This window comes from Gordonia sp. C13, from assembly GCF_023218005.1.
GTDB lineage: Bacteria > Actinomycetota > Actinomycetes > Mycobacteriales > Mycobacteriaceae > Gordonia > Gordonia namibiensis.
Window position 1 is genome coordinate 266,554 of the sequence record NZ_JALPSY010000001.1, and the last position, 26,832, is coordinate 293,385.

A 26,832-nucleotide genomic window follows, 5' to 3' on the forward strand; every position below is an offset into this window, starting at 1 on the left:
ATGGTCGTCACCGGTCATCTGAACCGAGAAATCAAGCCCTTGTCCACGGTGGCTCGTGCTGCCGTGTCACGTCTCACAAGACCCGACAAAGACTCCGCAGAAGAGAAGTTCGAAAGGTTGTACGTGGCAGCCATCAAGACCCGCCAGGGGGACGCCGAGGCCGACGAAACCCAGTCGACCAGCGCCTCGACCGAAACCCCGGCCAAGCGGACCGCCAAGAAGGCTGCGAAGAAGACCGCGGCCAAGAAGGCGCCCGCCAAGAAGGCAGCAGCGAAGAAGGCCACCAAGAAGGCAGCCCCCAAGAAGGCAGCCAAGAAGGCCAGCTCCGCCGAGGGTGTCGGCGACACCGACGCCGAGCCCGAGGATCCGAACTCGATCGACGACATCGACGTCGCCGACGGCGAACTCGAGGACGTGGAGATCGACGACATCGAGGTCGACGACGAGGACGAGGCCGAGGACTCCGACGACGAGGACGACTCCGAGGAGGCCGAGGCGGCACCTGCCGGCGCCAAGGGCGCGGCAAAGGAATCGACCAAGACCGACGCCGCCGCCAAGTCCGGTGACTTCGTCTGGGACGAAGAAGAGTCCGAGGCCCTCCGCCAGGCCCGCAAGGACGCCGAGCTCACCGCTTCGGCCGACAGTGTCCGCGCCTACCTCAAGCAGATCGGCAAGGTCGCCCTCCTCAACGCCGAGGAAGAGGTCGAGCTCGCCAAGCGCATCGAGGCCGGCCTGTTCGCCACCGAGCGTCTTCGTCGCATGATGGCCTCGGGCGAGAAGATCAGCACCGCGCAGAAGCGCGACCTGAACTGGATCTCCCGCGACGGCAACCGTGCGAAGAACCATCTCCTCGAGGCCAACCTCCGTCTGGTCGTCTCCCTCGCCAAGCGCTACACCGGCCGCGGCATGGCGTTCCTGGATCTCATCCAGGAGGGCAACCTCGGTCTGATCCGCGCGGTCGAGAAGTTCGACTACACAAAGGGTTACAAGTTCTCGACCTACGCCACGTGGTGGATTCGCCAGGCGATCACCCGCGCGATGGCCGACCAGGCCCGCACCATCCGTATCCCGGTGCACATGGTCGAGGTCATCAACAAGCTGGGCCGTATCCAGCGTGAGCTCCTCCAGGACCTCGGCCGCGAGCCGACTCCCGAGGAACTCGCCAAGGAGATGGACATCACCCCGGAGAAGGTGCTGGAGATCCAACAGTACGCCCGGGAGCCCATCTCGCTCGACCAGACCATCGGCGACGAGGGCGACAGCCAGCTCGGTGACTTCATCGAGGACTCCGAGGCGGTCGTCGCGGTCGACGCGGTGAGCTTCACCCTCCTGCAGGATCAGCTGCAGTCGGTTCTCGAGACGCTGTCCGAGCGCGAGGCGGGCGTCGTGCGTCTGCGCTTCGGTCTCACCGACGGCCAGCCCCGCACGCTCGACGAGATCGGTCAGGTCTACGGCGTCACGCGTGAGCGCATCCGCCAGATCGAGTCCAAGACGATGTCGAAGCTGCGCCACCCGTCGCGGTCGCAGGTTCTCCGCGACTACCTGGACTAGTCACACGCACTCCCCTTCGCCCCCGTTGCCGTCACCCGGCGACGGGGGCGAAGGCGTTGTCGGGGCCTGGTCGTAGCTCTCGGACGTCGACGACCGCGTCGACGGGCAGCGGCCCGTACAGGTGCGGGAAGAGCATCGATTCGGGGTCGGTCGGCACTCCCGGCTCCCAGCGCACCTCGGCACCGAGGCGGGCCGGGTCGAGGATGAGGAGCAGGACGTCGTGACGCCCGACGAACAGCCGGTTGGCCGGCAGGTGGACCTGTTGCGGGGTCGACAGATGCACGAACCCGACCTCGTCGAGCGACGGCGGCCGCACGTGTGTCCCATGGCGCGCCTCGGCCCAGTCCGAGGCCCGGATGAGATGGGTCAGAACGGGAGATCCGGGTGCTGCCATCCGCACATGAAGCCCGACGCACCCGAGTTCCGTCAAGTGTTGTCCACGCCACGGGTTCTCGGTCGGCCCGGTCGCGGTGTCGTCGGTACCGTGGAGTCAGACGCGCGTCCGCTGATCAGCCGCCGACCCCGGATGGCTGATTTCGGGAGACGTTGTCGGATTGTTGCCGAAGGTAAACGGTGAGTGACGACACACCGATAGCACCTGCCGGAACAATACGAAGCCGCCGAGCGTCTGACAGAGTGAGGTTGACGCATCGCCCGGATGTGTCGGCTCGAAGGGAAGGCGTCCGGACACCGGCGCCGGACCGGGACGGAGGAACCATGACTGACATCGCCACCACCACAGCCCCGATCTACCTACCGCTCACCGCCGCCGATCGCTGTGATCGTTGCGGCGCCGCAGCCAAGGTACGAGCCGTCCTGCCCAAGGGCGGCGAGCTTCTCTTCTGCCGTCATCACTTCAACGAGCACGAAGCCCGACTGGTGGAGCTCAGCGCCACCGTGGTCGAAGCCGAGGGCGAGCTGGTCTGACACTCGTCATGGCCTGACGGGCGAGCCACAGACGACGAAAGAACCCGGCCGGGTCATCCGGCCGGGTTCTCTCGTGTCCGGGTTCGGGCGCTCAGCGCCACGTCCGCAGTGCGGCGATGCGTTCCTTCAGCTGCTCGGCGGTGGCCATCGCCGTGGGCGGACCACCCAGGCGGGTCCGGAGCTCGTTGTGCACCATGCCGTGGGGCTTTCCGGTGCGGTGATGATGCATGGCGACCAGGGTGTTGAGTTCCTTGCGCAGTGCATGCAGGTTCTCCCCGGTGGTGCCGGGAGCACGCCCGGGATCCGGGGTTTCGGACTTGGGCTCGGCCGGGGTGGACCGGGCGACGACCTGCTCGGCCTGGCGCTTCTGCAGCAGCGCACGCACCTGATCGGCATCGAGCAGCCCCGGCAGGCCGAGGTAATCGGATTCCTCGTCGCTCCCGGCGAAGGTCGCTGTGCCGAACGACGCGCCGTCGAAGATGACCTGGTCGAGTTCGGCGTCGGCGTGCAACGACTGGAATGCCGGCTCGTCCTCCCCCGGTTCGTCCTTCTGCTTGTTCGCGTCGATGAGCAGCTGGTCGTCGAGGCCGTCGCTCTCGCGATGCGGCTTGCCGAGGACGTGGTCGCGCTGGGCCTCCATCTGGCTGGCGAGGTCGAGGAGCACGGGGACCGACGGCAGGAACACGCTGGCGGTCTCGCCGGGGCGCCGCGACCGCACGAAGCGACCGATCGCCTGCGCGAAGAACAGCGGGGTCGACGAGCTGGTGGCGTAGACACCGACCGCGAGCCGCGGCACGTCGACGCCCTCGGACACCATGCGCACCGCGATCATCCACTCGTCTTTCGACGCGGAGAACTCGGCGATCCGTGATGAGGACTTGGGGTCGTCGGAGAGGACCAGGGTCGGCTGCTTGCCGGTGATGGCGGTGAGCAGTTCGGCGTAGTCGCGGGCGGTCGACTGGTCGGTCGCGATGACCAGGCCGCCGGCATCGGGCATCCCGCTCGCGCGCAGCTGGCCGAGTCGGGTGTGCGCCGCGGTGAGGACCGCGGGAATCCAGTCGCCGTGCGGGTCGAGGGCGGTCCGCCAGGCGCGGGCGGTGTGTTCGGCCGACAGCGGCTCACCGAGCCGCGCGGTGAACTCCTCGCCGGCGCTGGTCCGCCAGCTCGCCTCGCCGGAGTACGCCAGGAACACCACGGGTCGGACGACGCCGTCCTTCAGCGCGTCGGCGTAACCGTAGGTGTGATCGGCCTTGGAACGCTGGTGTCCGCCGGCCTCGGCCTCGTAGACGACGAACGGGATCGGCGAGTCGTCGGAGCGGAACGGCGTACCGGTGAGCAGCAGGCGGCGTTCGGCGTCGTCGAAGGCCTCGCGGATCGCGTCACCCCACGACTTCGCGTCACCGCCGTGATGGATCTCGTCGAGGATGACCAGGGTCCGGCGGTTCTCGGTGCGGACGCGGTGTTTGGTGGGGTGCGCGGCGACCTGCGCGTAGGTGAGAACGACTCCGTTGTAGTCGGAGCTGGTCTGACCGGTCGAGTTGGAGAAGTGCGAGTCCAGGGCGATGCCCACGCGCGCCGCGGCCTCCGCCCACTGGTGCTTGAGGTGCTCGGTGGGCGCCACGACGGTGATCTGCTCGACGGTGCGGTCGTCGAGCAGTTCGCGGGCGACACGTAGCCCGAACGTCGTCTTGCCTGCGCCGGGCGTCGCGACCGCGAGGAAGTCCTTCGGCTTGCGCGTGAGGTACTTGGTCAGCGCGCGGCGCTGCCAGGCACGGAGCGATCCGAGGTTGGGAGCGGCGGTTCCCGAGGTGTTGGTGGTGCTGGTGGAGGGTTCGGCGGACGTCACGTGTGTGTTGCTCCTGACGGCGTACGGATTCCCTACCGGGCATGAAATGACCCCTCGCGTTGGGAGGACCCGCGCCGAAGGGGACCCGGCAATCGTACCGCCGGGCCGCCCCCGCACCCGCATCGCGACACCCCCTCGTCGCGGCTCGCCGACACCGGCGCGACATCGCCGTGTGGTCACTCCGAACGACGCGCCTGGTGACCCGGGTATCCTTTGCGGCCTTCGATCGGGGATATTGAACTCATCACAACGCGAAAGAGGAACCCGGTGCCGCTGACCGACGACGCGACGTCGCCGGTTGTTGCCGTGCGCCCGAATCCGTCGAGCGCGGTGACCGCTCCGCTCGACACCTCGACCCGGACGCCGCGCCGGCCGGCCCCGCTCGCCGGCGACACCGACGTTCCCGGTGTCACCGCACCCGCCTCCCGTGATGTCGCGGTCGTGAAGAAGCCCGAGGGCGTCGACGAACCCGTCCCGGCGAACGGCACGAAGGAAGCTTCAGACTCCGACGACGCGGAAAACGAACCCGGCCCCCCGGTACTGCCCAACATGCACCGGGTGGTGTGGCGGACGATCGTGAAGTCGTGGGACGACGGGATCATCGGCTGGGCAGCGCAGGCCGCGTTCTGGCAGGCACTGTCCCTGCCCCCGTTGCTGCTCGGGCTGCTCGGTTCGGTCGGTTACGTCGCGGGCTGGTTCGGACCCGGCACCGTCGACATCGTCTACGACCGCATCATCGAGTTCGCGCAGCGCACCTTCACCGAGACGGTGGTCGACGATCTGATCACCCCGACCGTGGACAGCGTCCTGGGGCGGGTCCGCATCGGACTCATGTCGGTCGGCTTCATCCTGTCGCTGTGGGCAGGCTCGTCGGCGATGTCGTGCTTCATCGCCTCCATCGCCAAGGCCCATGACCAGCACGAGGTGCGGAATCCGGTATGGCAGCGGTTCTTCGCGCTGTTCCTCTACGTCGGGTTCTTGTTCGTCGCGGTGTTCCTGCTGCCGCTGGTCGCACTCGGACCGAACTATCTGCGGGCGATCGTCCCGGAGTCGTGGGGGTCGTTCGTGACGACACTCATCGACTACGGCTACTTCCCGTTCGTCGCCGTGCTGCTGCTGTTCGTGCTCACCACGCTCTACCACCTGGCGCTGCCCAATCCGCTGCCGTGGCACCGGCTCATCGGCGGCGCGATCGTCGCGGGCGTGTTCTTCTGGGTCGCGAGCTACGTGCTGCGCATCTACCTGACCAAGATCACCGAGGCAGGTGTGTCCTACGGGGCGCTGGCGACACCGATCGCCTTCCTGCTGTTCACCTTCTCGCTCGGCTTCGGCATCGTCATCGGAGCCGAGTTCAACGCCGCGGTGCAACAGTTCTGGCCGGCCAAGGCGTCCACGACGACCCAGGTCCGGCACTGGGTCAACTCGCAGACCTCCGACCTCACCGGTCAGCTCAAGACGATTCCCGACCGGTTGTCGTCGGGACCGATCCGACGCCCCACGCGCGACCGCGGGGGCGACTGACCGGTCCCGGCGACCCCTCGCTACTTACGCAGCTTGGCGTAGATCTTCTTGCACTTGGGGCACACCGGCGAACCCGGCTTGGCCGCCCGGGTCACCGGGAAGGTCTCGCCGCAGAGCGCGACCACGTGGCTGCCCATCACGGCGCTCTCGGCGATCTTGTCCTTCTTGACGTAGTGGAAGAACTTGGGCCGGTCGTCGTCACTGCCGTCAGTGGCGTCGGCGTCGGACCTCTCGTCGGTCTCGGTGTCGGTCCACTCGTCGAGATCGGGGCGTTCGATGGTTTCAGTTGCCATTGCTCTATTGTGCGTCACCGGGGAACCGCGAGCACAGGTGCCCGGAATCCGTCAGTGCAATGAGCAACCGAAAGTGGGACAGTGGAGAGGGTGTTCGAACAAAGGGATTCCATGGGCGCGACCGGCCGTGAGCCGCACGACCCCCACGAGGAGTCGAGACGATTCGGAAGGTCGGTGCATCCGGCCGTCTCCGCCGAGACCTTCCTGATCACCGACGCCCAGGACTCGCTCGAGGCCCAGCAGAAGGCCCGGGTCCGCAAGTACCTGATCATGATGGCGTTCCGCGTCCCCGCGCTGATCGTCGCCGGCATCGCCTACTCGATCACCGGCTCCGGACTCCTCGCCCTGGCCATCGTCGCCATCTCCATCCCGCTGCCGTGGATGGCCGTGCTGATCGCCAACGACCGCCCGCCCCGCAAGCGCGGCGAGGTCCCGCACTACATGTACGGCGCCGACGATCACGTCGTCGGCCCGCCCGCCCTCTCGCGCACCGAACAGCAGCTCCCCCACCGCACCGTCGACGGGCATGTCGTAGACCCCGACGACTGAGCCACCGTCGACCCCGACGACCGCTGCCGCGGCCGCCGCGGGTTCCCCCGCGTTCGACATCTCAGCAACTTCTCAGCCGTCCCTGCGAATCGGCGAAAGTCTTCGCAGGTCACCAAGCCTCCTTCGGGTTTGCGCCGAATCACTTTCGGGAACTATCGCCATCACATGGACGTTGGACCCAGTGAACGCATTCAAGTCAGGAGGCCGCATGTCACGCTCGACAGTTGCACGTTCGACCCCGACCACAGGTTTCGCCGATCCCGCTGCCCCGGGCACCCGCCCGGCAATGACGGAGCAGGATCTCGACGCCCAGTCGCCGGCCGCGGACCTCGTCCGCGTCTACCTCAACGGGATCGGACGCACCGCTCTCCTCAACGCAGAGCAGGAGGTCGAACTCGCCAAGCAGATCGAGGCCGGCCTCTACGCCAAGCACGTCCTGGCTACCAAGAAGCGCCTCTCGGCCACCAAGAAGCGGGACCTGGCGACCATCGTCCGCGAGGGTGAGGCCGCACGAGCCCACCTGCTCGAGGCGAACCTCCGCCTCGTCGTCTCGCTGGCCAAGCGCTACACCGGCCGCGGCATGCCGCTCCTGGACCTCATCCAGGAAGGCAATCTGGGTCTGATCCGCGCCATGGAGAAGTTCGACTACGCCAAGGGCTTCAAGTTCTCGACGTACGCCACGTGGTGGATTCGTCAGGCCATCACCCGCGGCATGGCCGATCAGAGCCGCACGATCCGGCTCCCCGTCCACCTCGTCGAGCAGGTGAACAAGCTCGCCCGCATCAAGCGTGAGCTCCACCAGCAGCTCGGCCGCGAGGCCACCGACGAGGAACTGGCCAACGAGTCGGGCATCCCGGCCGAGAAGATCGCCGATCTGCTCGACCACAGCCGCGACCCGGTGAGCCTCGACATGCCGGTCGGCAGCGACGAGGAGGCACCGCTCGGCGACTTCATCGAGGACGCCGAGGCCACCTCCGCCGAGAACGCCGTCATCGCCGGTCTGCTGCACTCCGACATCCGCGCGGTTCTCGCGACTCTCGACGAGCGCGAGCAGCAGGTCATCCGGATGCGCTACGGCCTCGACGACGGCCAGCCGCGCACCCTCGACCAGATCGGCCGCATGTTCGGACTGTCGCGCGAGCGCGTGCGTCAGATCGAGCGCGAGGTCATGGGCAAGCTGCGCGCCGGCGATCGTGCCGAGCGTCTGCGCGCCTACGCCAGCTGACGTACCCGGTCTCCTGGCTCAATGGTCCCCTAGCTGAACGGTCCCCTAGCTCAATCGTCTCGGTCCGGTGTCCCGCCTGTCGGGCACCGGGCCGACTCGTATCTGGGCGTTGAGCACCGCGGCGCCGTCGACCGACACCAGGATCGGATCGCAGAGCACCTCGCGCACCTCGGGGATGTCGTCGACGAGGGTGGAGATCCGTAACAACAGGTCGACGAGCGCCTCCTTGTCGGCCGGTTCCTCACCCCGATAGCCGGAGAGGAGCGGCGCCGAGCGCGGCTCGTCGATCAGCTCACGGGCGTCGAGTTCGGTGAGCGGGACCGCCCGGTAGCCATGGTCGCCGAGCAGGTCGAAGGTCCGCCCCGACAACCCGAACGAGATCACCGACCCGAACGACTGGTCGTCGCGGACACGGATGACCGTGCCCACACCCTTCGGGGCCATCTTCTGCACGTGCAGAACGTGGTCGCCGGTGAGTTCGCTCAGCTCGGCGAACGCGTTGACGACCGCGGTCGCGTCGGGCAGGTCGAGCCGGGCGCCCTCGCGGTCGAGTCGACCCCGCCATTTGGGCGAGGTGGCCTTCACCGCCACCGGGAAGCCGAGTTCGCGCGCCGCCGCCGACGCCTCGTGCATCGTCCTGACCTCGCGGAACGGGACGACCGAGATTCCGTACCAGCGCAGCAGTTTCGCCGAGTCCACCTGGTCGAGGAGCCGGTCCGACGACCGGCCGTTCGTGTCCATCGCCTCGCGCACGTACATGCGGGCGGCCTCGGGGTCGGTGCCCTCGGCACGATGGACCACCGACTCCGGCCGCAACCTCCACTTCGCGTACTGCCAGGCACGGGCCAACGACGCCGCGGCGCGCTCCGGGCTGGCATACGACGGGATGGACCCGCGTTCGGGCATCCCGTTCGGCCCGGGCCTCGTGAGACCCGGGGGGATGCCGTCGACGGCGAGGAACGTCGTGACGATCGGCTTCTCGCCGTCCGCACCCGGCGTGTTGGCCGCCGCCATGAGCGCACGGGCGTGCCAGTCGGCGTCCACGGCCACCGGCGGCACGAAGACGACGATGATCGCGTCCACGCCGGTGTCGGTCATGGCCGCGGAGACGGCGTCTTCGAACAGTTCCTCCGACGCTCCCGCACCGAGGTCGATGTTGTCGACCACCTCGAGGCCGCCGGTGCGTGCCTGATCGGCGGCGAGGCTGCCCAACACCGACGAGTTTCCGATGATCCGTACCCTCGGTCCGCGCGGTAGCGGCTGGTAGGCGAACAGTGCCGCGCAGTCGAACAGTTCGGGGATCGTCTCGACCTGGATGACACCGGCCTGTTCGAGCATCATGCGCGCGATCTGGTCGTCGAAGTTGGCCGTCGACCGGGCCGCCCGGACCGGGCTCATGGCCCCCGCGCCCGACTTCACCGCGACGATCGGTTTGGCCCGCGACACCCGCCGCGAGATGCGGGAGAACTTGCGCGGGTTACCGAAACTCTCGAGGTAGAGCAGGATCACGTCGGTCGAGGAGTCGCTGTCCCAGTACTGCAGCAGGTCGTTGCCCGAGACGTCCGCGCGGTTGCCCGCGGAGACGAAGGTCGACAACCCGATCTGTCGCCGCGCCGCAGTGTCGAGGATCGCAATGCCCAGCGCACCGGACTGGCAGAAGAAGCCCACCCGGCCGGCCGCCGGGATCCGCGGCGCAAGTGTCGCGTTGAGCGCTATCCCGGCATCGTTGTTGGCCACGCCCAGTGCGTTCGGGCCGACGAGCCGCATGCCGTGTTCCCGGACCTGTGCGACGAGGCGACGCTCGTTCTCCAGGCCCTCCTCCTCGCCGGAGTCACCGAAACCGGCCGACACGATGACCAGCGTCCGCACACCCTTCACCAGACAGTCGTCGAGGACGTCGTCGACCCGGGACGCCGGGACCGCGACCACCGCGAGGTCCACCGGGTCCGGGATGTCACGGACCGTCTCGTAGGCGCGGATACCGCGGACCGACGGCGGGCGTTCGCGGGTCCGCTTCCGGTTCGAGGTCGTCGTCGTGCGGCCGAGTCGCTGGGCGTCGCGACCGGGCTCCTCCTCGACGCGGGCCGGTCCGTTCACCGGGAAGACCGGGCCGGTGAACCCACCGGCGATGATGTTGGCCAGCAGCGCATTGCCGACCTTGTTCGGGTCGGTCGAGGCGCCGATGACCGCGACCGAGGTGGGGCGCAGCAGGTTCGCGACGCTGCGGGCCTCCGACGCGTTCTCACGGGCGTTGCGTACCGACAGGAGCGCCTCGGTCGGGTCGATGAGGAACTCCACATGCACCGTCGAGCCGTCGAAGCTGCGGGCGAGTTGGTAGCCGGCGTCGCGGAACACGGCGACCATGTTCGGGTTCTCGCTGAGCACCTCGGCCTCGAAGCGGGTGAAACCGTTCTCGGCCGCGGCCCCGGCGAGGTGTTCGAGGAGGATCGGTCCGAGACCGCGTCCCTGGTGTTCGTCGGCGACGACGAAGGCGACCTCGGCTGATTCCGGCTTGCCGTCGAAGGCGAGTCCCTCGTAGATGCCGACAGCGATGATCTCGCCGCCGAGCACCGCCACGATCGCCACGCGCTGTTGATGGTCGACGGTCGTCATCCGCGCGACCTCGCGGGGCGGCAGCGTCGGCGTCGGACCGAAGTACCGCATGTAGCGCGTGCGTTCGGAGAGCTTGGAATGGAAGGCGACGATCCGTTCGGCGTCGTCGGGGACGATCGGACGCAGGTGCACGACCCCGCCGTCGGAGGCCAGCACGTCGGCGATCCAATGCCGCGGATAATCCCAAGCGCCACGAGGTTCGGGCTGATCGGCCAGTGTTTCAGGCGCAGTCTGGGTTTGCTCTGGGGTGGACGACACGTCCTGATCAGTCACGGGGATCCTCCGGGTCGAGACCGTGCAGAGGGTACACCGCCCGGCGGGTCGCGAGGATTGCGCGATCGGTCTGTCGCTGTGCTGTTGCACTCACCCCCTCGAAGGGCTCCTGACCCGCATCGCCGTCCCACGGCTGATAGTCGACGTCGCCGCCGTCACCCATCACCCCGACCGGCGGCCGCGCATAGTCGGAGTGCACCTGGGTGGAGATCTGTTCGGCTGTGGCACACCAGGATTCGTCGATGTTCGTCGCCGGGTCGATCTCCCGGCCGAGGGCCACGCCGAGCAGGTGGGTCCAGCTGCGGGGTACCACGTTGACGACGCCGTAGCCACCGCCGCCGACCGCGATCCACCGTCCCTCGCAGTACTTGTCGGCAAGATCACGCATCGCGATCATCGCCGCACGTTGCCCCTCGACGGTCAGCGACAGGTCCGTGAGCGGATCGGCGCGATGACTGTCGGCGCCGCACTGGCTGACGATGATCTGTGGTTTGAACTCGGCGACGAGCGACGGCACGACGGCGTGGAAAGCCCGCAGCCACAGGCGATCCTCGGTGTTGGGCATGAGGGCGAGGTTGACCGCACTCCCCTGCGCATCGCCGTCGCCGACCTCGGTCGGCCAGCCCGTCCCCGGCCACAGCGTCGCGGGATGCTGGTGCAGCGAGACCGTCATGACGCGCGGGTCCGTCGCGAACTCCACCTGGACACCGTCGCCGTGGTGGGCGTCGACGTCGATGTAGGCGATCCGGTCGAAGCCCTTGTCCAAGAGATAGCGGATCGCGATCGCGCAGTCGTTGTAGATACAGAACCCCGCGGCCCGGGCCTTCATCGCGTGGTGCATGCCGCCGCCGATGTTGACCGCGCGGGTCGCGGCACCGGACGCGACGGTCTGGGCGGCGGCGAGGGTGCCGCCGACGAGGAGACGGGCGGCCTCGTGCATCCCGGCGAACACGGGGTTGTCAGCGTCGCCCAGCCCGAAGAGTCGCTCGAGCAGCGGTCCCGACAGTGATGCGGTCCCGGAACCGACGGCACGGACGGCGTCGATGTAGTCGCGGGTGTGCACCACGGTGAGGGCGTCATCGTCGATGGCCTGGGGCGGCACGGTCTCGACGTCGTCGAGCACCCCGAGGCTCTGGGCGAGGGTCATCGTGAGCGCGAGCCTCACGGGATTCATCGGGTGGGTGTGGGCCCACCGGTAGGACAGGAAGTCCTCGCTCCAGATGACGGCCGTCGTGGAAGTGTCGGTCACAGGTTCAGGCTAGTGGTTCAGCTCGCGGGCGGGTGCACGATGTCGGTTCGGCCACATGTGGGTACGGTCGGGGTCGTCGTCAGGGTCCGCGAGCGCGTGAGAGGGCTGTCACCGTGGGCGAACAGGGTAATCTTGGCGGGGACGAAAGGGATTGGGCACAGTGAACGATCTGGTTGACACCACCGAGATGTATCTGCGGACGATCTACGACCTCGAAGAAGAGGGGATCGTGCCGCTGCGGGCACGTATCGCCGAGCGCCTGGACCAAAGCGGCCCGACCGTCTCCCAGACCGTCGCCCGGATGGAGCGCGACGGACTCCTGCGCGTCGCCGGTGACCGCCATCTCGAACTGACCGAGCGCGGCCGTTCGCTGGCTGTCGCGGTCATGCGCAAGCACCGCCTGGCCGAGCGACTCCTGGTCGACGTCATCGGCATGCCCTGGGATCAGGTCCACGAGGAGGCCTGCCGCTGGGAGCACGTGATGAGCGAGAACGTCGAGCGCCGTCTGCTCGCCGTGCTGGAGTACCCGACGACCTCGCCGTACGGCAACCCGATCCCGGGCCTGGATCTGCTCGGTGTCGAGGTGCCCTCGGCCGATGACGGGGCCACCCGGATCGCGGATCTGCCCGCGGGCGACACCGTGGCGGTCATCGTGCGGCGGCTGTCCGAGCACGCCCAGTCGGATGTGGGTCTCATCTCGCATCTGCGGGAGGCCGGTGTGGTTCCGAACGCTCGCGTGACGGTGACCAACGTCGCCGGCACCATCACGATCAACACGCCCGGACACGAGGGCCTCGAGCTCTCCGCCGACATGGCGCATTCGGTCTTCGTCGAGAAGGTCGTCGAAAAAGTCTGACGCAGTAATCGTCTGACGCAGTGGGTTTCCAGAGATCACCCGGCCGCGCGCCGGGTGATCTTTGGCATCTGGACCCCGAGTTCCCGGGCTGTCCCGTACGAGCCGTCGATCATCTCCCACAGCATCGTCGGCCGTACGCCGGCCCGGAGAGCGGTGTCGAGGAGGCCCGCCAACTTCGCGTCCGCGTCGGATTCGAGAGCGACGTCGAGGGCGACGCCGGCGTACGCCCCTTCCCCGCCGATGTAGTGCAGGTGCGCGAGCAGGGTCGCGGCGGCGGCCCGTCCCGGTCCGGAGAGGCGCCGCGTCAGTTCCCGCCAGACCGACTCGGCGTCGTCTCGTAGGTCGGTGACGGCGAGCGCGAGTGCGGCGTCGCGGACCGGAGGGCGCCGGACGGCCTGTTCCAGCACGGCGACCTCCGCGCAGTCCAGCGGTCCCCCGCCGTCGGCGACCACCCCTGTCAGCAGGTTCAGCAACACCGGGTCGGACATCACCGGGACATCGACCCGGCACGCCTCGCAATACGAGCAGCGGCGTGCGTCGCTGCACTCGCCGGGAAGGGGTTCGAGCATGGCCCGCATCTCCGACCGGCGCGGCAGGATGCGTCGACCCGACTTCACCGCCTCGGCTATGGCGGTCGGGCAGGTCTGCGGATCGTCGATGACGCCCTCGCGGTCGTCGAGGACGTCGACCGACCACGCCTGTCCGTCGGGACACCAGATCACCGACCATGCCGCGCCGGGATCGAAGGCGGACAGGGCGAATCCGGTGGCGACACCCCCGATCGCGTCGAAGTGGCGGTCGGCGATCGCGAGTACCCGTCGATATCGGGGATCGTCGGCCGGATAGCGGTCGTCGGCAATGATCGCCACGACCTCGTCGGCGCCGTAGGAGTGGGTGATCGCCCCGAGGCCCGCGAGCACGGTGGACAGCTCGGAGGTCGGTGCGCCGGTGTCGTCGAGGGCGAGATCGTGGCGCATGGTGGCCGAGATCCCCCGGTCGGGTGCGAAGGCGACCACGATGATCGAACGCTCCGGGATGAAGCCGAGCAACGCCGGGATCGCTGTCAGCAGCGTCGTCGGATCGATGGGGTCACGGGCGGGTCGGGAGGACGCGAAGGCGGGCATGGGAGAAGCATCGGCCGCGGAACGCCATCCAGACTGTGCGCGCGATGACCTGTGGACAACTGCCGCAGGCCGTCCACAGGTCGCGACCTCGTCAGCCGAAGGCGGCGGACACCGCCTTGGTGAACAGCTCGTCGAGCGCCGCCGAATCCTCGGCGGGCACCGGACCTGCTGCAGGCCAACGATATTCGGCGTACACGCGCACCCCGTCGCGCTCGCCGATCAGGGCGAGGGAGCTGGTGGTGACCGGTGCGGTGCCACCGCCGGTGACGATGGTGCGACGGATGGTCGCGGTGTCGACACCGTCGCGGGCGGGCGGGGCGGGCAGGACCTCGGTCGTGACCGTCGACGACGCCCCGAAGGTGGTCGTCGTCAGTTCCGGACACTTCTCGGCACGCTTCACGACGTCGGTGAGCGGGGTGTCGACATGCGCGACGACGGTGGTCAGGGTCGAGCGTTCCGCGGTGCCCGGGCCGAGGAAGGCGACGGCGCCGTCGGCGGAGACCGGGGCGGGTGCGCATTCGGGCGGCGAGACCTCGGTGTTCTCCTTCTGCCCCGGCGCCGGACCACCGGTCACGTCGGCCAGGGCGTTGGCCACCGCCTGGGGTGGGATCGGGCTCGCCGGACCGCCCGGGAAGTCCGACGCCGCCACCGACCTCGACGAGAGGTCGGGATCCGCTGGCTCGGCGTCTCCCACGATCGAACACGCCGAGAGCACACCACCCGTGAGAACGGCGCAGGCAGCGGCCAGTACGAGCACGGGCAGGCGGCGTCCGGAGGACGTAGGTGGTGCAGCGGTTGCCGGGGTCACAGCGATCTACTGTGCCACCGCAGGCGTCCGCTCACGCAGGTGACACACCCGAGGAGGGAATCCCTGACGCGACGATGTCGTTACATATTCGGTGTTCCGCCGGACGCCGGTGCCAACCGCGACCGAAGGTGCGAGACAATGAGACATATGACGAGAATCCGGCCGTGCTGTACCACGGCCGCCACGTACAAGGAGGGATGACGTGGACGAGCAACCCGCGCGGAACGACGCGCTGTACGAACTCGCCTTTCCCGCTCCGCAGGTCACCCGCGCCGATGGCACGGGCCCGGTTCTGATCCATGCCCTCGAAGGGTTCGCCGACGCCGGCCACGCCGTCGCGCTCGCAGCCGCCCATCTCCGGGACAGCCTGGAATCGGAACTGGTCGCGACGTTCTCGTCCGACGAGCTGATGGACTACCGCTCCCGCCGCCCGACGATCTCGTTCAGCGGTGAGACCTTCACCGAGGTCGAGATGCCGGCCCTGACCCTGCACGCGATCCGCGACAACTCGGGCAAGGGTTTCCTGCTGCTGGCCGGCGCCGAACCGGATCTGCGGTGGGAGCAGTTCGTCGACGCGGTGCGCCGCCTGTCCGATCGGCTGGGCGTCACCGACGTCATCGGGCTCAACGCGATCCCGATGGCCGTGCCGCACACGCGTCCACCGTCGATCACCGCGCACGGCAGCGATCCCGACGCGCTCGGCGACCTCCCCCGCTGGGGTTCGGCGATGAAGCTGCCTGCGAGCGCCTCGATGCTGCTGGAGCTGAGGATGGGTGAACACGACTACCGGGCCTCCGGCCTGTCGGTCCACGTGCCCCACTACCTGGCGCAGACCAACTACCCGGCGGCCTCCGCGCGGCTGCTGTCCGCAGTCGCCGAGCTGGCCGGTCTCGACCTGCCGCTGGCCGCGCTCGAGAGCGCCGCGGAGAAGGTGCGCGCCCAGGTCGACACCGAGGTCGAGGGCAACTCCGAGATCGAGTCGGTCGTCGCCGCACTCGAGACCCAGTACGACACCTTCACCCAGGCCGCCGAGGAGCGTGCGTCGCTGCTCGCCGCCGAGGAGTCGCTGCCCAGCGGGGACGAACTTGGCGCCGAACTCGAGCGGTTCCTCGCAGAGCAGGCAGCCGAGCAGACCTCGAAGGACGACGAGCCCGGAGACGAGGGACCGCAATCGTCGATCTGACCGCGAGCCCGACGGCCCTGGTGCCGGTCGACGACGAGGACCAGGCGCTCGACACCTACACACAGTGGTGGACCGATCGTGGCCTCGACCTGTACGAACACCAGGAAGAGGCCCTGCTCGAGCTGCTCGCCGGCAGCCACGTCATCCTGGCGACCCCGACCGGTTCGGGGAAGTCGCTCGTGGCCGCCGGCGCACTGTATTTCGCGCGCTGCCGCGGCGAACGGGCCTTCTACACCGCGCCGATCAAGGCGCTCGTGAGCGAGAAGTTCTTCGAACTGTGCGGCATGTTCGGCGCCGATCAGGTCGGCCTGCTGACCGGCGACGCGTCGGTCAACCCGGATGCGCCGATCGTCTGCGCCACCGCCGAGATCGTCGCGAACCTCGCCCTCGCGGCGGGTGGTGACAGCGACATCGGCACGCTGGTCGCCGACGAGTTCCACTACTACGGCGAACCCGACCGCGGCTGGGCCTGGCAGGTCCCGCTCATCGAGCTGCCGTCCACGCAGTTCCTGCTGATGTCGGCGACACTCGGCGACGTCTCGTTCTTCGTCGACGACCTCGCGCGCCGCACCGGGCGGGACACGGTCGAGGTCACCGGCGCCCAACGGCCCGTGCCGCTCGTCCACGACTATGCGATGACCCCGATCCACGAGACGATCGCCGACCTCGTCGACCGTGGACGCGCGCCGATCTACGTCGTGCACTTCACCCAGGCCGCCGCGGTCGAACGCGCCCAGGCACTGCTGAGCGTGAAGATCTGCGACAAGGACGAGAAGGCCGCGATCGCCGAGGCGATCGGCGACTTCCGGTTCTCCACCGGCTTCGGCAACACCCTGTCGAAGCTCCTGCGTTCAGGCATCGGCGTCCACCACGCCGGGATGCTCCCCCGCTACCGTCGCCTCGTCGAACGTCTTGCGCAGCAAGGACTTCTGAAGGTGATCGCCGGTACCGACACCCTCGGCGTGGGCATCAACGTGCCGATCCGCACGGTGCTGTTCGCCGGGTTGAGCAAGTACGACGGCCGCCGCGTCCGGCGCCTGCGGGCGCGTGAGTTCCATCAGATCGCGGGCCGCGCCGGCCGGGCCGGCTTCGACACCGTCGGCTATGTGGTCGCCCAGGCGCCCGAGCACGACGTGGAGAACGCCCGCGCCGTCGCCAAGGCCGGCGACGATCCGAAGAAGCTGCGGAAGCTGGTGCGCCGCAAGCCTCCCGAGGGTTTCGTTTCGTGGGGCGAGAAGACCTTCACCCAGCTGATCGACGCCCCCGACGAGCCGCTGCGGTCGCATTTCCAGATGACCACCGCGATGCTGCTCGAGGTACTCGGCCGGCCCGGTGACTGTTTCGCCGCCATCCGGCACCTCCTCGAGGACAACCACGAACCGCGCGATCGGCAGCTACGCCACATCAAACACACCATCGAGCTCTATCGCGGCCTGCGCGACGCCGGGATCGTCGTACAGCTCGACGAACCCGACGAGACCGGTCGGCACATCGCCCTCAGCGTGGACATGCCGGAGAACTTCGCGCTGACCAACCCGCTGTCGGCGTTCGCGATGGCCACGTTCGAGATCCTCGACCCCGAATCCTCCACGTACGCCCTCGATGTCATCTCGATCCTCGAGTCCACGCTGGAGAACCCGCGGCCGTTGCTGCTCGCCCAGCGCAAGGTCGCCCGCGACGCGGCGATCGCCGAGATGAAGGCCGACGGCATCGAGTACGAGGAACGGATGACGCGGCTGGAGGACATCACCTGGCCGCAACCGCTGTTCGAGGAGATCTTCGGAGCCTTCGAGATCTACCGGCGCGGCCACCCGTGGGTGGCGTCGTTCCCGCCCAACCCGAAGTCGGTGCTGCGCGAGATGCTGGAGAAGGCGATGACCTTCACCGAGCTGATCTCCGCCTATGGTCTCGCCCGCAGCGAGGGCGTGGTGCTGCGCTACCTGTCCGACTGTTATCGGGTTCTGCGCCAAGGCGTTCCGACCAGTGCGGTGACGCCGGAGATCGAGCAGATCGTGGCCGACCTCGGCACCATGGTCCGCGAGGTCGACTCGAGCCTCGTCGACGAGTGGGAGGCGCTCGCCGCCCAGGCCGCGGAGGCCTGATCACTCACACCGGCGTGACCGCGCCGGTGTCGGCGACGATCTCCGAGATGATCGTCGCGAGCTCTCGATACGCATCGTCGTGGCGCGCGGACCGGCGGAAGGCGACCCCGATCTGACGCCCCGGCCGCGGCGAGGCGAAGGTGGCGATCGCCAGGTCTCCCGAAGCCGTTTCCGAGGCGACCGCGGTCTGCGGGATGAGGGTCACCCCGAGCCCGCCGACGACGCAGTGCACGGCCGTCGTCAGCGACGCCGCGCGCGTCTGTCCCAGGTCGGGCCGGACCCCGGCAAGCGCACACACCTCCAGCGCCTGGTCACGCAGACAGTGCCCCTCGTCGAGAAGCAGCAAAGGCAGGTCGGCCAGTGCGCTCGGGTCCACCCGCCGCTTGCCGGCGAGGGCGTGCCCGGCCGGCAGGGCGAGGACGAAATCCTCACGGTAGAGCGGAACCTCGGCGATACCGGGGACGTCGAGCGGCAGCGCCAGGAGTGCCACGTCGAGGGTGCCGCCCCGTAGCTGTTCGACGAGCCGCCCGGTCTGCTCCTCGACGACACGGGGCCGGAGGTCCGGCAGCTTGTCGGCGAGTCCGCGGAGCACCGCGGGCAGCACGTAGGGCGCGACCGTCGGGATGACGCCCAGCCGGATGGCACCGTGCAGCGGCTGGCCGGCACCCGCGGCCGCGGCGGTGAACTCGTCGACGGCATCGACGGCTGCCATCGCTCGCGGCAGCAATTCCTCGCCGTCCTGGGTCAGCAGGACCCGGCGGGTCGTCCGCTCGACGAGTGTCACGCCGAGACCCGTCTCGAGCGCCGAGAGGGCCTGGGACAGCGACGGCTGACTCACTCCCAGGTCCGCCGCGGCAGACCCGAAGTGCCTGCGCTGGGCGAGGGCCACGAACGCGCGCAGGCCGGCGATGGTGGGCTGATAAGTTTTATCGGGCATGGTTATCAGTGTAGTGCTACTAATCACGTTTCGCTTTTGCCGATTTTCCGGCACGATAGTACTCGTACGTCGCGAAAGTCTTTCGCGCGCAATTTCGGTACACCCCCTCAGCTGAAGGAGCGATACATGGCCCTGCTCACCATCGGTGACCAGTTCCCCGCCTACAACCTCACCGCCGTGATCGGTGGCGACCTCAGCAAGGTCAACGCCCAGCAGCCCGACGACTACTTCACCACCGTCACCTCCGACGACCACCCCGGTCAGTGGCGCGTCGTCTTCTTCTGGCCGAAGGACTTCACCTTCGTGTGCCCGACGGAGATCGCCGCCTTCGGCAAGCTGAACGACGAGTTCGCCGATCGTGACACCCAGGTGCTCGGCGCCTCGGTCGACAACGAGTTCGTCCACTTCCAGTGGCGTGCACAGCACGAGGACCTGAAGACCCTGCCGTTCCCGATGATGAGTGACCTCAAGCGCGAGCTGGCCACCGCCGCAGGCGTTCTCAACGCCGACGGTGTCGCCGACCGCGCCACCTTCATCATCGACCCGAACAACGAGATCCAGTTCGTGTCGGTCACCGCCGGCTCCGTGGGCCGCAACGTCGACGAGGTCCTGCGCGTCCTCGACGCCCTGCAGTCCGACGAGCTGTGTGCCTGCAACTGGAAGAAGGGCGACCCGACGATCAACGCCGGTGAGCTCATGTCCTCGGGCGTCTAGAGAAGGAGATCAAGATGAGCATCGACAATCTCAAGGAAGCACTTCCGGAGTACGCGAAGGACCTCAAGCTCAACCTCGGTTCGATCAGCCGCACCACCGCGCTGAACGAGGAGCAGCTGTGGGGCACCCTGCTGTCGACCGCAGCCGCCACCAAGAGTGCCAAGGTGCTCTCCGAGATCGCCGACGAGGCCGCTGACAACCTGTCGGCCGAGGCCTACAATGCCGCACTCGGTGCCGCGTCGATCATGGGTATGAACAACGTGTTCTACCGCGGTCGCGGTTTCCTCGACGGCAAGTACGACGATCTGCGTCCCGGTCTGCGGATGAACATCATCGGCAACCCCGGTGTCGACAAGGCCGCGTTCGAGCTGTGGTCGTTCGCCGTGTCCTCGATCAACGGCTGTGGCCACTGCGTCGCCGCCCACGAGAACACCCTCCGTGAGGCCGGCGTCGAGCGCGAGGCCATCCTCGAGGCCCTCAAGGTCGCCTCGATCGTGGCCGGCGTGGCCCAGGCCATCGCGACCACCGAGGTGCTCGCGAACGCCTGATCGGCAACACATACGACGAAGCCCGGCTGCCATTCGGCAGCCGGGCTTCGTCGTGTTCGGGGTGTTCGGCCCGTCAGCTGAGCGCGGCGCGGATGCGGTCGGCCATCTCGCCGACCTCGTCGGTCGTCATGACGAACGACGGTGAGATCTGCAGCGCACCCTGCCCGGCGGCACGGGTGCTGACGCCGTGCTCGCGCAGCTTAAGGACCGCGGCCGGCGCGGTGGCCGGGTCGGCGAGCTGGACCGCGGTGACGGCACCGAGGCCGGTGCGCACCTCGGCGACCGTGTCGAGGTCGGCCAGCGGGGCCAGCGCCGTCGCGAGGTCGCCCTCGAGGCGCGAGGCCTCGGCGAGCAGGTTCTCCCGGCGGATGATCTCCAGGTTGGCCAGCGCGGCGGCCGCCGCGGCGGCGTGACCGCCGTAGGTGTAACCGTGGCGCCACCAGACACCTCCGGCGAAGAACGGCTCGGCGACGCGCGGGGCGATGAACACCGCACCCATCGGCACGTAGCCGGAGGTGAGGCCCTTGGCGGTGGTGATCATGTCGGGCTGGAGGTCGAAGCGCGCCGAGGCGAACCACGAGTCGCCGCCGATACGGCCGAAGCCGGTGACGACCTCGTCGACGACGAACAGGATGTCGTGATCGCGGCAGATGGCGCGGACCTCGTCGAGGTATCCGGCCGGCGGCAGGTAGATGCCACCGGCGCCGATGATCGGCTCGCAGAAGAACGCGGCGATGTTCTCCGCGCCGACCCGCTCGATCAGACCGAGCAGGCTCTTCGCGTCGTCCCAGTCGACGTTCTGCACGTCGTGCATGAGCTCGCCGTAGCCGTCGTGGTTGAGCGGGATGCCCGCCAGCGACGTACCCGCGGCATGCATGCCGTGGTAGGCCTTGGTCCGGCTCACGACGACGCGCTTGGCGGGTTTGCCCTGCTCCACCCAGTAGCGGCGGGCCAGCTTGACCGCGGTGTCGACCGAGTCGCTGCCGCCCGAGGTGAAGAAGATCTTCGACCCGGGCACCGGCGCGATCGCGGCCAGCTCGTCGGCGAGCTGCAGCGTGACGTCGCTCGCGATGTCACCGAAGTTCGAGTAGTGCGCGATCGTGCCCAGCTGACGCGACACCGCGTCGGCGATCTCGGTGCGGCCGTGGCCCACGTTGGTGAACCAGAGACCGGCGGTCGCGTCGATGTATTCCTTGCCGTCGCGGTCCCAGATACGGGTCCCCTCGCCCTTGGTCACGACGAAGGGTCCACTCGCGGTCACCGCACCCATGTCGGCGAAGCCGTGCCACAGAGCACCAGAAGTTTCAGACATGCCCACCATGATGCCGGGCGAGGTGAGCGCTCCCCGCATCGACCCATATCCTGGAGTCATCATGTCGGTCGAGTCCCCAGATCCAGCCCCGCGAGATCCTCAGCCCGGCATCTCCCGTACCGAACTGCTGCGTTCGGTCGACGAGGTCGCGATCCTCGACGCCCACCGTCTGCGCCGCCGCATCGACAGACTGGGCCGCACCCCCGACCCGCGCAGATGGCAACAAGTCGTCGCGGACGTCGAGAAGGCCCGGAGCCGCCTCGACCGTCGCCGGGCCACCGTGCCGGTGCTGCGCTTCCCCGACGAACTCCCCGTCTCGGCCGCCCGCGAGGAGATCGCCGACGCGATCCGGGACCACCAGGTCGTGGTGGTCGCCGGTGAGACCGGTTCCGGCAAGACCACGCAGCTGCCGAAGATCTGCCTCGAACTCGGCCGCGGTATCCGCGGCACGATCGGCCACACCCAGCCGCGGCGCATCGCGGCCAGCTCGGTGGCCAAGCGCATCGCCGACGAGACCGAGACCGAACTCGGTGACGCGGTCGGTTATTCGGTCCGGTTCACCGACCGTTCGGGCGCGGACACGCTGATCCGCGTGATGACCGACGGCATCCTGCTCCGCGAGATCGCCACCGATCCGATGCTGCGCCGCTACGACACCCTCATCATCGACGAGGCCCATGAGCGCAGCCTCAACATCGATTTCATCCTCGGGTACCTGCGTCGACTGCTGCCGCAACGACCGGACCTGAAGGTGATCATCACCTCGGCGACGATCGAACCCGCCCGTTTCGCGCGGCATTTCAGCACGCCCGAGACGTCGGTCCCGGTCATCGAGGTGTCCGGTCGTACCTACCCCGTCGAGATCCGTTACCGGCCGCTGAGTCTCCAGGAACGGCCGGACAGCGGCGACGACGCCGGTGGCGGCGAGCACGCCGACCTCGACCAGATCCAGGGCATCGACGCCGCGATCGACGAGCTGTGGGCCGGCGGCCGCGGCGACATCCTCGTTTTCCTCCCCACCGAACGCGACATCCGCGAGACAGCGGATGCGTTGAAGCGCCGGACCGGAACCGGCCGGAACGGCGGCGCGGAGATCGTTCCGCTGTTCGCACGGTTGTCGATCGCCGACCAGCAGAAGGTTTTCGCCCCGTCGAACGGTCGCCGGATCGTACTGGCCACCAACGTCGCCGAGACCTCGGTCACGGTGCCCGGCATCCGCTACGTCATCGACACCGGCACCGCCCGCATCAGCCGATACTCGACCCGCACCAAGGTCAACCGCCTTCCCATCGAACCTGTCTCGCAGGCCAGCGCCCGCCAGCGCGCCGGCCGATGCGGTCGCGTCGCCCCCGGCGTGTGCATCCGGCTCTACAGCGAGAACGACTTCGACGCCCGTCCCGCTTTCACCGACCCGGAGATCCTGCGCACCAACCTCGCCGCCGTCATCCTCCAGATGACCTCGCTGAAACTCGGTGAGATCGCGGACTTCCCGTTCGTGCAGCCGCCCGACGAACGCGCGATCCGCGACGGCATGGGCGTACTGACCGAACTCGGTGCGATCACCGTGAGCCGTGAGGGCGGCCCGCCGCGCCTCACCCCCGTCGGTCGGTCCATGTCCCGCATCCCCGTCGATCCGCGGATCGCCCGGATGCTCATCGCCGGCCGCGAACTCGGCTGCCTCGACCACCTGCTCGTCATCGCCTCCGCGATGTCCCTGCCCGATCCCCGCGAACGTCCGGCCGAACACCGCGAGGCCGCAGACGCCTCGCATCGTCGCTTCGTCGTGCCGCAGTCGGACTTCCTGTCCTACGTCGAGCTGTGGCGCTACCTCGAGGAGCAGCGGAAGGAGTTGTCCAGCAGCAAGTTCCGACGGATGTGCGAACGGGAGTTCCTGCACTTCCTGCGCATCCGGGAATGGCGGGACCTGCATCGCCAGCTCACCGAGATCGTCAAGGACCTGGACTGGCCGGTGAGTCCTGCCGGTTCCGACCTTCCCGAGGTCGACGCCGACGCCGTCCACCGCGCGATCCTCTCGGGTCTGCTGTCCAACATCGCGGCGCGCAACACCGAGGGCCGCGAGTTCACCGGGGCACGCAACACGACGCTGATGATCTTCCCGGCGTCACCGCTCGCCAAGAAGCCGCCGCCCTTCATCATGGCCGCGGAGGTCCTCGAGACCTCCCGCCTGTTCGCGCACACCGTCGCCGGCATCGATCCGTTGTGGGCGGAGAAACTGGCCGGCGTTCTGGTGAAGCGTACGTACAGCGAGCCGCACTGGTCGTCCAAACGCGGTGCCGCGATGGCCTACGAACGGGTGACGCTGTACGGCGTCACCCTCGTCGCGAAACGCCGCGTCGACTACGGCCCCATCGATCCGGTCGTCTCCCGCGAACTGTTCATCCGCCATGCCCTGATCGAGGGCGACTGGCGTACCCAACACCCGTTCTTCGAACGCAACCGCGCTCTGCTCGAAGCCGCCTCCGACGTCGAGAACCGCATGCGCACACGCGGACTGGTGATCACCGAGGATCAGCTGTTCGAGTTCTACGACAAGCGGGTGGGCGCCGAGGTCACCTCCGCACGGCACTTCGACACGTGGTGGAAGAAGGCCCGACGCGCCGACGCGGCTCTGCTCGACCTCAAGCCCGAGGACGTCGCGGCGAGCACCGAGGCCGCGCCCACCGACTACCCGGGCGCCTGGCAACAGGGCGATACCCGACTCGAACTCCGCTACCGGTTCGAACCCGGCGCACCCGATGACGGTGTCACCGTGATCATCCCGCGCGCACTGCTCCCCCACGTGCGCCCGGCGGGATTCGACTGGTCGGTGCCCGGCATGCGGACGGAACTGGCCACCGCCCTGGTGAAGTCGCTGCCCAAGCGGTTGCGCAAGTCCATGTCCCCGGCGCAGCGTTTCGCCGAACTGGCCCTGGCGCGTCTGACACCGCGCAGCGAACCGCTCACTGTCGGGCTCGCGCGTGAGCTCACCACGATCACACAGATGACGGTCACCGCAGCCGATTTCGACGTCGACCGAATTCCGGCCCACCTCAAGATGCATTTCGCCGTGGTCGACGACACCGGGAACATCACCGCGCGAGCCGATTCCATCGCCGAACTCCAGCGTGTGGGCACACGCGCCGCGACAAAGACGGTGAAGCGCACCCTGTATAGCGCCTGGACCGACGAGGGTATCGGCACCCTCGCCGCACAGCGGACCGTCGACATCGCCGGACAACGCCTCACCCGCTACCCCACGATCGACGCGATCACCGACGAGGCCGGGCGGACCCGCGGGGTGGTCGTGATCGATGCCGCGTCGGAGCAGACCCGTGATCGGTTGGCGGAGAGAGGGATCGTCGCGCTGCTCGACCTCGCGATCCCTCCCCTGCACCGACGTGTGGCGAGCTCTCTCGGCGCCGCCGGCCGACTCGCGTTGAGTCAGAGCCCCTACCCGGACCTCGATGCGCTGCTGGCCGACTGCACACGCCGCGCCATCCGCGATGTGGTGGCCGGCCTCGACGCCGGCACGCTGTCCGCGGTGCGCTCACCCGAGGCGTTCCGCGCACTCACGGAGAAACTGCGGCCACGGATCTCCGAAGCGGCACCCGAATACTTCTCTCTCGCCGTCGAATCCCTCGGCTGGGTGGCGCCGGTGCGCGCCGCGATCGACCGTCATGCCGGTTCGCTCGCAGCCGACGACGTCGCCGAACAACTCGACAATCTCGTCTTCGACGGCTTCATCGCCGCCACCGCACGACGACATCTGGAGAACGTGCCGCGCTATCTCGCGGCGGCCGAAGCCCGGTTGACGGCACTGCCCGCATCCGCGGCCCGGGACCAGGCCGGAGTGGCCGTCGTCGACCGGGTGACCGAGCGGTGGGCCCAGCGACTGACGCAGGTCCCCGAGCACCGGAAGGCCTACGTCAACGACGAGGCTCAGTGGCTTGTCGAGGAACTGCGGGTGGGATTGTTCGCCGAACGACTCGGCACCGCGTACCCGGTGTCGGAGAAGCGGGTCCTACGAACTCTGGACCGACTCGGCTGAGGCCTTGCCGGACTCGGACGACGCCGAACGCAGATCGTCGATCTCGCGCTGGAAGTCCTCGACGGAGTCGAACGAGCGATACACCGACGCGAAGCGCAGGTAGGCGACCTCGTCGAGGTCGCGCAGCGGCTTGAGGATCGCGAGTCCGACCTCGTTGCTGGGGATCTCGGCCGATCCACTGGCACGCACCGTGTCCTCGACCTGCTGGGCCAGCTGGGCCAGCGCGTCCTCGGCGACGTGGCGTCCCTGGCATGCGCGCCGGACGCCCCTCATCACCTTCTCGCGACTGAACGGTTCGGTGACACCGTTGCGTTTGACCACCGCGAGCACTGCGCTCTCCACGGTCGAGAAGCGTCGCCCACACTCCACGCAGGAGCGGCGGCGCCGGATGGCCTGCCCCTCATCAGCGACACGCGAGTCGATGACCTTGGTGTCGTCGTTCTTGCAGAAGGGGCAGCGCATCGTATCCTCACGCAGGTCACGGGACACTCTGATGCAGCCGGGCCGCATGCCAGGCCGGTAGTCGGCCGGTCCCTGTGACATCGAGGATACCGCCCGCGTTCAGTGGTACCGGGGGGCGAGGAGCGGCTGGCCGACGCGCAGGCCGCTCGACGGGAGGTCGTTCAGCTGGACGATCTCGTCGACAACTGCCTCACGGGGCATCTCGGGGGCGACACGAGATGCGATGGTGCTCAGCGAGTCACCCGAGCGCACATGCACGACCTCGGTGCCGACCGAGGACGGCGTGACCGTGGCGGCATAGTTCTGGCCGACGACCGCGATGACCCAGACGGCCAGCGCGAGTCCGACGCCGGCGAGGATGGCCGTCGCCGTGCGCCGGCGCCGGCGGATGACCGCCGAGGGGGCGGTCTGCGCGGGACGCGAGGCCGGCACGACCGGTCCACGACCGCGCAGACCGACCGGCGAGGCGCACTGCGTGGAGGCGATCCGGCGGACCCGGACCGCAGACTCCGGTACCGGGCGACCGTCGACGGGACGGCGCCCGTCGACGGGACGGCGCCCGTCGCCGCGGCGCATCGGGCGCTGCAGGACGTCGCCATGAACATCGTCGAAGTGGACGGGGTCGATGAGAGTGGCGGTGCGCATGGTGCCCTCCGTGTTTCCGGTCGAACCGTGTTCGTGCGGACCGCGT

The 26,832-nt window shown here is 68.5% G+C and carries 22 protein-coding genes; 11 read left to right on the plus strand and 11 right to left on the minus strand.

Translation table 11 applies throughout. The annotated features are described in order from the left end of the window. Nucleotides 1-1,551 carry an RNA polymerase sigma factor gene (locus M1L58_RS01255; RefSeq protein ID WP_282578173.1) on the plus strand — a complete coding sequence of 517 codons (1,551 nt, stop codon included), beginning with the start codon at nucleotides 1-3 and terminating at the stop codon, nucleotides 1,549-1,551. A gap of 31 nt (nucleotides 1,552-1,582) precedes the next feature. Here M1L58_RS01255 and M1L58_RS01260 read toward each other — a convergent pair whose 3' ends face one another. Next, a complete protein-coding gene (locus M1L58_RS01260) occupies nucleotides 1,583-1,945 on the minus strand; it encodes a DUF952 domain-containing protein (RefSeq protein ID WP_248657547.1) in 363 nt (120 codons plus the stop codon). A gap of 323 nt (nucleotides 1,946-2,268) precedes the next feature. Between M1L58_RS01260 and M1L58_RS01265 the strand changes: the two genes are divergently transcribed. Then, nucleotides 2,269-2,478 carry a DUF7455 domain-containing protein gene (locus M1L58_RS01265; RefSeq protein WP_005197291.1) on the plus strand — a complete coding sequence of 70 codons (210 nt, stop codon included), beginning with the start codon at nucleotides 2,269-2,271 and terminating at the stop codon, nucleotides 2,476-2,478. Nucleotides 2,479-2,569: 91 nt separating this feature from the next. Here M1L58_RS01265 and M1L58_RS01270 read toward each other — a convergent pair whose 3' ends face one another. Beyond that, nucleotides 2,570-4,324 carry a DEAD/DEAH box helicase gene (locus M1L58_RS01270; RefSeq protein WP_006866426.1) on the minus strand — a complete coding sequence of 585 codons (1,755 nt, stop codon included), beginning with the start codon at nucleotides 4,322-4,324 and terminating at the stop codon, nucleotides 2,570-2,572. A 267-nt stretch (nucleotides 4,325-4,591) separates the two neighbouring features. On the opposite strand from M1L58_RS01270, the gene M1L58_RS01275 reads away from it, so the two are divergent. Further along, complete coding sequence (locus M1L58_RS01275; RefSeq protein WP_248657548.1) at nucleotides 4,592-5,845, plus strand: YihY/virulence factor BrkB family protein; 1,254 nt, start codon at nucleotides 4,592-4,594, stop codon at nucleotides 5,843-5,845. Nucleotides 5,846-5,865: 20 nt separating this feature from the next. On the opposite strand, the gene M1L58_RS01280 is transcribed toward M1L58_RS01275, so the two are convergent. Next, entirely contained in the window at nucleotides 5,866-6,138 is a 273-nt protein-coding gene (locus M1L58_RS01280; protein ID WP_006866428.1) for a DUF3039 domain-containing protein, read from the minus strand. A 111-nt stretch (nucleotides 6,139-6,249) separates the two neighbouring features. Here M1L58_RS01280 and M1L58_RS01285 point away from each other — a divergent pair, with 111 nt between their 5' ends. Both M1L58_RS01285 and M1L58_RS01290 read left to right on the plus strand, forming a co-directional pair. Further along, nucleotides 6,250-6,687, plus strand: a complete 438-nt coding sequence (locus tag M1L58_RS01285; RefSeq protein ID WP_248657549.1) for a DUF3099 domain-containing protein — start codon at nucleotides 6,250-6,252, stop codon at nucleotides 6,685-6,687. 286 nt (nucleotides 6,688-6,973) lie between these two features. Further along, nucleotides 6,974-7,912, plus strand: coding sequence for a sigma-70 family RNA polymerase sigma factor (locus tag M1L58_RS01290; protein ID WP_174310882.1), 939 nt, complete (start codon nucleotides 6,974-6,976; stop codon nucleotides 7,910-7,912). A 45-nt stretch (nucleotides 7,913-7,957) separates the two neighbouring features. On the opposite strand, the gene M1L58_RS01295 is transcribed toward M1L58_RS01290, so the two are convergent. Both M1L58_RS01295 and M1L58_RS01300 read right to left on the minus strand, forming a co-directional pair. Further along, nucleotides 7,958-10,798, minus strand: coding sequence for a bifunctional acetate--CoA ligase family protein/GNAT family N-acetyltransferase (locus M1L58_RS01295; protein ID WP_006866430.1), 2,841 nt, complete (start codon nucleotides 10,796-10,798; stop codon nucleotides 7,958-7,960). Beyond that, complete coding sequence (locus M1L58_RS01300) at nucleotides 10,791-12,047, minus strand: acetoin utilization protein AcuC (RefSeq protein WP_248657550.1); 1,257 nt, start codon at nucleotides 12,045-12,047, stop codon at nucleotides 10,791-10,793. Before M1L58_RS01300 ends, M1L58_RS01295 begins: the two co-directional genes overlap by 8 nt. A 160-nt stretch (nucleotides 12,048-12,207) precedes the next feature. On the opposite strand from M1L58_RS01300, the gene M1L58_RS01305 reads away from it, so the two are divergent. After that, on the plus strand, nucleotides 12,208-12,903 hold the full coding sequence (locus M1L58_RS01305) for a metal-dependent transcriptional regulator (protein ID WP_006866432.1): 696 nt from the start codon (nucleotides 12,208-12,210) through the stop codon (nucleotides 12,901-12,903). Between the two features lie 35 nt (nucleotides 12,904-12,938). Here the strand turns inward: M1L58_RS01305 and M1L58_RS01310 are convergent, their stop codons facing one another. Then, entirely contained in the window at nucleotides 12,939-14,027 is a 1,089-nt protein-coding gene (locus M1L58_RS01310) for a DUF4192 domain-containing protein (protein WP_248657551.1), read from the minus strand. 91 nt (nucleotides 14,028-14,118) lie between these two features. After that, on the minus strand, nucleotides 14,119-14,784 hold the full coding sequence (locus M1L58_RS01315; protein ID WP_248657701.1) for a hypothetical protein: 666 nt from the start codon (nucleotides 14,782-14,784) through the stop codon (nucleotides 14,119-14,121). 253 nt (nucleotides 14,785-15,037) lie between these two features. Between M1L58_RS01315 and M1L58_RS01320 the strand changes: the two genes are divergently transcribed. Beyond that, complete coding sequence (locus tag M1L58_RS01320; RefSeq protein ID WP_006866435.1) at nucleotides 15,038-16,018, plus strand: proteasome assembly chaperone family protein; 981 nt, start codon at nucleotides 15,038-15,040, stop codon at nucleotides 16,016-16,018. Between the two features lie 20 nt (nucleotides 16,019-16,038). Beyond that, nucleotides 16,039-18,120 (plus strand): DEAD/DEAH box helicase, encoded by a 2,082-nt coding sequence (locus M1L58_RS01325; RefSeq protein ID WP_154882616.1) that lies wholly within the window; start codon nucleotides 16,039-16,041, stop codon nucleotides 18,118-18,120. 4 nt (nucleotides 18,121-18,124) lie between these two features. Here M1L58_RS01325 and M1L58_RS01330 read toward each other — a convergent pair whose 3' ends face one another. Further along, entirely contained in the window at nucleotides 18,125-19,057 is a 933-nt protein-coding gene (locus tag M1L58_RS01330) for a hydrogen peroxide-inducible genes activator (RefSeq protein WP_248657552.1), read from the minus strand. A gap of 126 nt (nucleotides 19,058-19,183) precedes the next feature. On the opposite strand from M1L58_RS01330, the gene M1L58_RS01335 reads away from it, so the two are divergent. Then, the gene (locus tag M1L58_RS01335) at nucleotides 19,184-19,771 is read left to right on the plus strand and encodes a peroxiredoxin (RefSeq protein ID WP_154882617.1); all 588 of its coding nucleotides are present in this window, start codon (nucleotides 19,184-19,186) and stop codon (nucleotides 19,769-19,771) included. A gap of 14 nt (nucleotides 19,772-19,785) precedes the next feature. Further along, nucleotides 19,786-20,319 carry an alkyl hydroperoxide reductase gene (locus M1L58_RS01340; RefSeq protein ID WP_006866439.1) on the plus strand — a complete coding sequence of 178 codons (534 nt, stop codon included), beginning with the start codon at nucleotides 19,786-19,788 and terminating at the stop codon, nucleotides 20,317-20,319. Nucleotides 20,320-20,392: 73 nt separating this feature from the next. Here the strand turns inward: M1L58_RS01340 and M1L58_RS01345 are convergent, their stop codons facing one another. Beyond that, nucleotides 20,393-21,670 carry an aminotransferase family protein gene (locus tag M1L58_RS01345; protein ID WP_248657702.1) on the minus strand — a complete coding sequence of 426 codons (1,278 nt, stop codon included), beginning with the start codon at nucleotides 21,668-21,670 and terminating at the stop codon, nucleotides 20,393-20,395. Between the two features lie 22 nt (nucleotides 21,671-21,692). Between M1L58_RS01345 and hrpA the strand changes: the two genes are divergently transcribed. Continuing rightward, a complete protein-coding gene (gene hrpA, locus M1L58_RS01350; RefSeq protein WP_248657553.1) occupies nucleotides 21,693-25,679 on the plus strand; it encodes an ATP-dependent RNA helicase HrpA in 3,987 nt (1,328 codons plus the stop codon). Here the strand turns inward: hrpA and nrdR are convergent. Continuing rightward, nucleotides 25,653-26,141, minus strand: coding sequence for a transcriptional regulator NrdR (gene nrdR, locus M1L58_RS01355; protein WP_248657554.1), 489 nt, complete (start codon nucleotides 26,139-26,141; stop codon nucleotides 25,653-25,655). The two genes, hrpA and nrdR, sit on opposite strands and share 27 nt — an antisense overlap. A gap of 99 nt (nucleotides 26,142-26,240) precedes the next feature. Then, nucleotides 26,241-26,786 carry a LysM peptidoglycan-binding domain-containing protein gene (locus tag M1L58_RS01360; protein WP_248657555.1) on the minus strand — a complete coding sequence of 182 codons (546 nt, stop codon included), beginning with the start codon at nucleotides 26,784-26,786 and terminating at the stop codon, nucleotides 26,241-26,243. Nucleotides 26,787-26,832 lie beyond the last annotated feature (46 nt).

Coding starts and splice junctions, on each gene's coding strand:
- M1L58_RS01260 (WP_248657547.1), bottom strand. CDS start 1,945: ATGGCAGCACCCGGATCTCCCGTTCTGACCCATCTCATCCGGGCCTCG.
- M1L58_RS01280 (WP_006866428.1), bottom strand. CDS start 6,138: ATGGCAACTGAAACCATCGAACGCCCCGATCTCGACGAGTGGACCGAC.
- M1L58_RS01290 (WP_174310882.1), top strand. CDS start 6,974: ATGACGGAGCAGGATCTCGACGCCCAGTCGCCGGCCGCGGACCTCGTC.
- M1L58_RS01310 (WP_248657551.1), bottom strand. CDS start 14,027: ATGCCCGCCTTCGCGTCCTCCCGACCCGCCCGTGACCCCATCGATCCG.
- M1L58_RS01345 (WP_248657702.1), bottom strand. CDS start 21,670: ATGCGGGGAGCGCTCACCTCGCCCGGCATCATGGTGGGCATGTCTGAA.
- M1L58_RS01340 (WP_006866439.1), top strand. CDS start 19,786: ATGAGCATCGACAATCTCAAGGAAGCACTTCCGGAGTACGCGAAGGAC.
- M1L58_RS01255 (WP_282578173.1), top strand. CDS start 1: ATGGTCGTCACCGGTCATCTGAACCGAGAAATCAAGCCCTTGTCCACG.
- M1L58_RS01335 (WP_154882617.1), top strand. CDS start 19,184: ATGGCCCTGCTCACCATCGGTGACCAGTTCCCCGCCTACAACCTCACC.
- nrdR (WP_248657554.1), bottom strand. CDS start 26,141: ATGCGCTGCCCCTTCTGCAAGAACGACGACACCAAGGTCATCGACTCG.
- M1L58_RS01265 (WP_005197291.1), top strand. CDS start 2,269: ATGACTGACATCGCCACCACCACAGCCCCGATCTACCTACCGCTCACC.
- M1L58_RS01360 (WP_248657555.1), bottom strand. CDS start 26,786: ATGCGCACCGCCACTCTCATCGACCCCGTCCACTTCGACGATGTTCAT.
- hrpA (WP_248657553.1), top strand. CDS start 21,693: ATGTCGGTCGAGTCCCCAGATCCAGCCCCGCGAGATCCTCAGCCCGGC.
- M1L58_RS01285 (WP_248657549.1), top strand. CDS start 6,250: ATGGGCGCGACCGGCCGTGAGCCGCACGACCCCCACGAGGAGTCGAGA.
- M1L58_RS01330 (WP_248657552.1), bottom strand. CDS start 19,057: ATGCCCGATAAAACTTATCAGCCCACCATCGCCGGCCTGCGCGCGTTC.